The organism is Roseateles sp., assembly GCF_044373315.1.
GTDB lineage: Bacteria > Pseudomonadota > Gammaproteobacteria > Burkholderiales > Burkholderiaceae_C > JACDQM01.
Genome location: NZ_JBILQK010000152.1, coordinates 1 through 5,513, shown reverse-complemented (window position 1 = coordinate 5,513; position 5,513 = coordinate 1). Strand labels below are relative to the sequence as shown.

Annotated in this window: 6 protein-coding genes and 1 pseudogene; all 7 read left to right on the top strand. The window is 64.3% G+C overall.

Annotated elements, in window-relative coordinates; translation table 11 throughout:
• Positions 1-492 (top strand): annotated as a pseudogene (locus ACIQ67_RS19175) (succinate--CoA ligase subunit alpha); the annotation flags it as partial.
• A 227-nt stretch (positions 493-719) separates the two neighbouring features.
• A complete protein-coding gene (locus ACIQ67_RS19170) occupies positions 720-1,454 on the top strand; it encodes a TerC family protein (RefSeq protein ID WP_397535977.1) in 735 nt (244 codons plus the stop codon).
• Positions 1,455-1,485: 31 nt separating this feature from the next.
• On the top strand, positions 1,486-2,508 hold the full coding sequence (locus ACIQ67_RS19165) for a serine/threonine-protein kinase (protein ID WP_397535976.1): 1,023 nt from the start codon (positions 1,486-1,488) through the stop codon (positions 2,506-2,508).
• Positions 2,509-2,526: 18 nt separating this feature from the next.
• Positions 2,527-3,327, top strand: coding sequence for a Stp1/IreP family PP2C-type Ser/Thr phosphatase (locus tag ACIQ67_RS19160; protein ID WP_397535975.1), 801 nt, complete (start codon positions 2,527-2,529; stop codon positions 3,325-3,327).
• A 93-nt stretch (positions 3,328-3,420) separates the two neighbouring features.
• Complete coding sequence (locus ACIQ67_RS19155; RefSeq protein ID WP_397535974.1) at positions 3,421-4,080, top strand: FHA domain-containing protein; 660 nt, start codon at positions 3,421-3,423, stop codon at positions 4,078-4,080.
• 200 nt (positions 4,081-4,280) lie between these two features.
• The gene (locus ACIQ67_RS19150; protein ID WP_397535973.1) at positions 4,281-5,069 is read left to right on the top strand and encodes an MBL fold metallo-hydrolase; all 789 of its coding nucleotides are present in this window, start codon (positions 4,281-4,283) and stop codon (positions 5,067-5,069) included.
• Positions 5,070-5,322: 253 nt separating this feature from the next.
• A partial coding sequence (locus ACIQ67_RS19145; protein ID WP_397535972.1) for a prepilin-type N-terminal cleavage/methylation domain-containing protein occupies positions 5,323-5,513 on the top strand: 191 nt, incomplete at its 3' end.

The window sequence follows — 5,513 nt, the reverse complement described above, 5'->3', positions numbered from 1 at the left end:
GGCCTGATCACGCCCGAAGAGATCAAGATCGGCATCATGCCCGGCCACATCCACCGCAAGGGCCGCATCGGCGTCGTGTCCCGTTCGGGCACGCTGACCTATGAAGCCGTCGCACAGCTGACCGAAATCGGCCTGGGCCAATCCAGCGCCGTCGGTATCGGTGGCGACCCGATCAACGGCCTGAAGCACATCGACGTGATGCAAGCCTTCAACGACGATCCGGACACCGACGCGGTGATCATGATCGGCGAGATCGGCGGCCCGGACGAAGCGGAAGCTGCGCGCTGGTGCAAGGCCAATATGAAGAAGCCGGTTGTGGGCTTCATCGCTGGCGTCACCGCACCGGCTGGCAAGCGCATGGGCCACGCCGGCGCGCTGATCGCTGGCGGTGCCGACACGGCCGATGCCAAGCTGGCCATCATGGAAGAGTGCGGCTTCACCGTGACGCGCAACCCGTCCGAAATGGCCAAGCTGCTCAAGGGCCTGCTCTGAGCGGAGCTTGACGCCGGGCGCGATCCTGCCGCCCGGTCGAACAAATGCGTAATTTCACGCACCCGGACACGGGGCTGCTACGTCGCACAATGCGACTGCAGCCCGCGTGCACGGACTGAAAGGGGCCGGCGAGGCCCCTTTTGCCATTTCCGGCTCTCTGTTGCGCGCCTCGCTATAGTCGGTCTGCCCAGGGCCGCATCAGACCAACCCAAAAAAGCCCTCCCCCCATGGACATGCTCTCCAGCCCCGAGTTCTGGCTTGCCGTCGGCCAGATCATCATGATCGACATCCTGCTGGGTGGCGACAACGCTGTCGTGATCGCCCTGGCTTGCCGCAAGCTGCCGGATGCGCAACGCACCAAAGGCATCATTTGGGGCACCGCGGGCGCCATCGTGCTGCGGGTCGTCCTGATCTTCTTTGCCCTAACGCTGCTGAAGCTGCCCTTCCTGAAGCTGGTCGGCGGCCTGCTGCTGCTGTGGATCGGCATGAAGCTGCTGGTGCCGGAAGATGAGGACGAGCACGGCAACATCCAGGCCAGCGACAAGCTCTGGGCGGCCGTCAAGACCGTCATCGTGGCCGACTTCGTGATGAGCCTGGACAACGTGATCGCCATCGCCGGCGCCGCCGAGGGCGCGGGCGGCGACCATCAGATGCCGCTGGTGATCTTCGGCCTGCTGGTCTCGATTCCCATCATCGTCTGGGGCAGCCAGCTGGTGATCAAACTGATGGATCGCTTCCCTGTCGTCATCACCTTCGGCGCGATGCTGCTGGGCTGGATTGCCGGCACGATGATGGTCGGCGATCCGGCGCTCGCAAGCTGGGTGCCGTCCGAAGCCGGCGACAAGCCGGGCAGCACCGTGGTACTGCCGGCTCTGTACTACGCCTGCGGCGTTGGCGGGGCACTGCTGGTGCTGGCCCTGGGCAAGCTGGTCGCGGCACGCAAGCCTGCGCCGGCGGCCTGACGCGATGGCTGGCAGCGGTTTTTGGAGTCGCTTGCTGGGTCGCACGGCTGCGGACCGGCAAGCGCCTGAAACCGAAACGGCAGCCAGTACCCAGCCCGACGTCTTTCAGCCCAGCCGGGACGCGGCGCTGGATCATTTCGAGATCGGCGCTGAAATCGGCCGCGGGGCCATGGCCACGGTGCATCTGGCGCGCGAACGCATCGGCGGCCGGCAGCTGGCCATCAAGCGGCTGGCACTTCAGCGCGAGTTCTCTGCCGAAGATCTGATCGACGTGCGCCAGCGCTTCATGCGCGAAGCCCGTGCGGCCCGCCATCTGCAGCACCCCGACATCCTTGAGGTCATCGATGCCGGCGAAGCGGGCGACGATGCCTGGATCGCGATGGAGTACGTGCACGGGCAAGACCTCAGCCACTACACGCGGCTGGGTCACCTGCTTCCCGTCAGCGAGGTGCTATCGCTGGCCATTCGGCTGGCCCGCGCGCTGGCCTATGCACACAGCCAGGGCGTCGTGCATCGGGACATCAAGCCCTCCAACGTGATGCTGGATCGCTCCGCCGGCACGCTCAAGATCATGGACTTCGGCATCGCCCGCATCGCCGACGGTAGCCGCACCCGGACCGGCCTGGTGCTGGGCACGCCATCCTTCATGTCGCCTGAGCAGCTCGCCGGGCTGAAGGTGGATGGCCGCAGTGACCTGTATTCTTTGGGCGCGATGCTGTACCAATTGCTGACTGGCCATCTGCCGCATCAATCGGACTCCATGGCCAAGCTGATGCACCAGATCGCCAATCAGCCCGCGCCTGATGTCCGCCATTACCGGCCCGAGTTGCCGGAGCCACTGGCCCTGCTGCTGGCCCTGGCGCTGGAGAAACGCCCCGAGCTTCGCTACGCCAGCGGCGAGCAGATGGCTCAGGATCTTGAGGCTGTCCTGGCCCAAATGGGGCCTCATGACCCCGCCGCCCCTGACAAAGCGGCCCCAAGCGTGGACCCGTTCGCGCAAACACTGCGCTTGAGTCCGGATGAACCGGGGCAAAATCCACGCTCCCCCAGCTGACAGCTCATGCACAAAAACATGACCCTGGAGATTTTCAGTGCCACCGACGTGGGTCGCGCGCGCGACAACAACGAAGACTCGGTGGCGGTGGACGAGTCCGTGGGGCTGGCCGTCCTGGCCGATGGCATGGGCGGCTACAACGCTGGCGAAGTTGCCAGCAATATGCTGACCAGCTTCATCAAGTCCGAGCTCGGACGCTGGTTGAAGGAGGCGGGTTCAGGCGCTGAAAGCACAGATGTGCGGCGCGCGATGGACATCTGCGTGGACAACGCCAACCGGGCCATCTTCAATGCCGCCAACACCAACCCCCGCTACGCCGGGATGGGCACCACCTTGGTGCTGGCGGTCTTCCGCGAAGACATGCTGATGCTGGGCCATGTCGGCGACTCACGCGCCTACCGGCTGCGCAACGGCCAGTTGGCTCAGGTCACGCGCGACCACTCCTTGTTGCAGGAGCAGCTCGATGCGGGGCTGCTGACGCCTGAAGAGGCTGTCTTTTCCAGCAACCGCAACCTGGTGACGCGGGCTGTCGGCGTCGAAGACACCGTGATGCTTGAACTCCATCAACACGAGGTTCAGCCTGGCGACGTCTACCTCTTGTGCTCGGATGGGCTCTCGGACATGCTGGATGACGATGCGCTGGCTCAGTTGCTCCTGAGCCACCCTTCGCTCTCTGAGGCCGCTCAGGCGCTGATCGATGCGGCAAATGACATGGGTGGCAAGGATAATATTGCGATCGTGCTGGCGCGAGCCGAAGGCCGCGCACGGTCAAGCGGCCGCGCTTGGTGGCCGTTCGGCCGCAAGTCGCAGCAGCAGTGATTGATTGAGGGATGGGCGCGCCAACACTCCACAGGTGAGCGCGCGCATCACGGCAACTGCACACAAGACGGACAACAGGACTTGAGGTCAAGCATGGGCAAGCTGGTGGTTTCGCTCGACGGGGTGGTGATCAAGGACGTCCAGATCACCAAGGACAAGACCACGCTCGGTCGGCGCCCCTACAACGACATCGTGATCGACAACCTGGCAGTCAGCGGCGAGCACGCCGTGCTGCAGATGGTGGGCGCCGACGTGTTCATCGAAGACCTCAACTCGACCAACGGCACCTACATCAACGGCAAGGCCATCAAGAAGCAGCTGTTGAGCAACAACGATGTGGTCGAAGTGGGCAAGTACAAGATCAAGTACCTGCTGGAAGACGGTGGCGACTACGAGAAGACCATGATTCTCAAGTCCGGCGCTACGCCCTCAGGTTTTGGCATGCCGTCTTCGTTTGGCGCCTTGCCTGGAGCCGCAAGTGCTGCAACGCCGGCCACCATCAAGGTCCTGACGGGGGCTGCGGCCGGGCGCGAAGTCAGCCTGACCAAGGTTGTGACCACGGTGGGCAAGCCTGGGGTGCAGGTGGCGTCGATCACCAAACGGCCCAGCGGCTATGTCTTTGCGCACGTCGAAGGCGCTGCGCGGCCCACCGTCAATGGTGCTCCGTTGACCGCCGAGTCGGTGGCACTGCGCAGCGGTGACGTCATCGAGCTCGCCGGCACGCAGATGCAATTCATCCAGGCCGGCGCCTGAGTGATTGCCGGCGGCCTGTCCGCCCTCGCGCAGCAACTAATTCACGCCGCTGCCGACTGAGCACCGCGTCAGCGCAGCGATTTCATCTGTTTCGAGAATTTGGCCGCTTGCGCCAGCCGGCCAGACGCGTAAATTGAGGCACCACCTCATGCCGCTGCGGCGGTGCCCCCAGGACTCACGGTTCCTGAGACCTCGACCACATGAACATACGCGTTCTGGGCTGCTCCGGCGCCATCGCCGCCGGTTACAAGACCACGGCTTTCCTGCTCGATCACGACATCCTGATCGATGCAGGCACCGGCGTGGGCGACCTCAGCCTGGACGAGTTGGCGCGGATCGACCACATTCTGGTCAGCCACGCCCATCTGGACCATGTGCTGGCGATTCCGCTGCTGGCCGATTCAGTGCTGCGCATGCGCGAGAAGGCACAGCGCCCGCCCATCCAGATCCATGCCCTGCCGGAAACCCTGGCCGCCCTGCGCACCCACCTCTTCAATGGGGTGATCTGGCCAGACTTCACCCGCCTGCCCAGCGCCGACCAGCCCGTCATCAAGCTGCAGCCCTTCGCCATCGGCGAACGCCTGAATCTGGGTGGCCGCCTGATCGAGGTGCTGAGCGCCGTGCACACCGTTCCGGCCGTGGGCTTTGCGGTTGACGGCGGCACGGACAGGGGCCATTGGGTCTTCACCGGCGACACCGGCCCCAATCCAGCGCTATGGCACCGCCTGGCCGAGATCAAGCTCACGCACCTCGTCATCGAAACCGCTTTCGGCAACGATGAACAGCAACTGGCCAGCATCAGCCGCCACCTGTGTCCGGCCAGCCTGGCCCGCGAACTGGCACAGCTGAGCCCCGCCCAGCGGGGGCTGGATGTCCACATCACCCACATCAAGCCGGGCGAAGAGACGGCCGTGATGGCCGAGATCGCTGCCCTGGGTCTGCCGCACCGCGTCCATGCCTTGGCTGCCGGGCAGGTGATGGCGCTCTAGAGCGGGCTGCACATACTCATGCCATGTCCCACGGGAGGCAGGCATGAGCACCCACACCGTTTTCATGAACAAGCGCTGCCAAGCCATCCGCTGGCCGGCGCATTTGCGTCTGCCCGAGGGCATCGAGCAGGTCGTGGTGCGAGCCCTGGCTTGCTAGCGCACCGCGAAACCTAGCGGCTGGCGAACTTGTCAGCCCGTCGGACTGACAAGAACTGTCAGCGCTGTCAGATCTCGGTCGACCGACTGACGAAAAATGTCAGTCCTAGAGAGGCCGCTGACGACTTTTGGTGAAGTTCGTCACGAACGCGCCGATAAACGGGGCTGGCACGACCCCTGCATTCAGGGGGGATGTCCTCACCCCCAACCCCTCTTCCGGAGTACTGACATGAGCATCAAGAAGCGCGCACAACAAGGTTTCACCCTGATCGAACTGATGATCGTCGT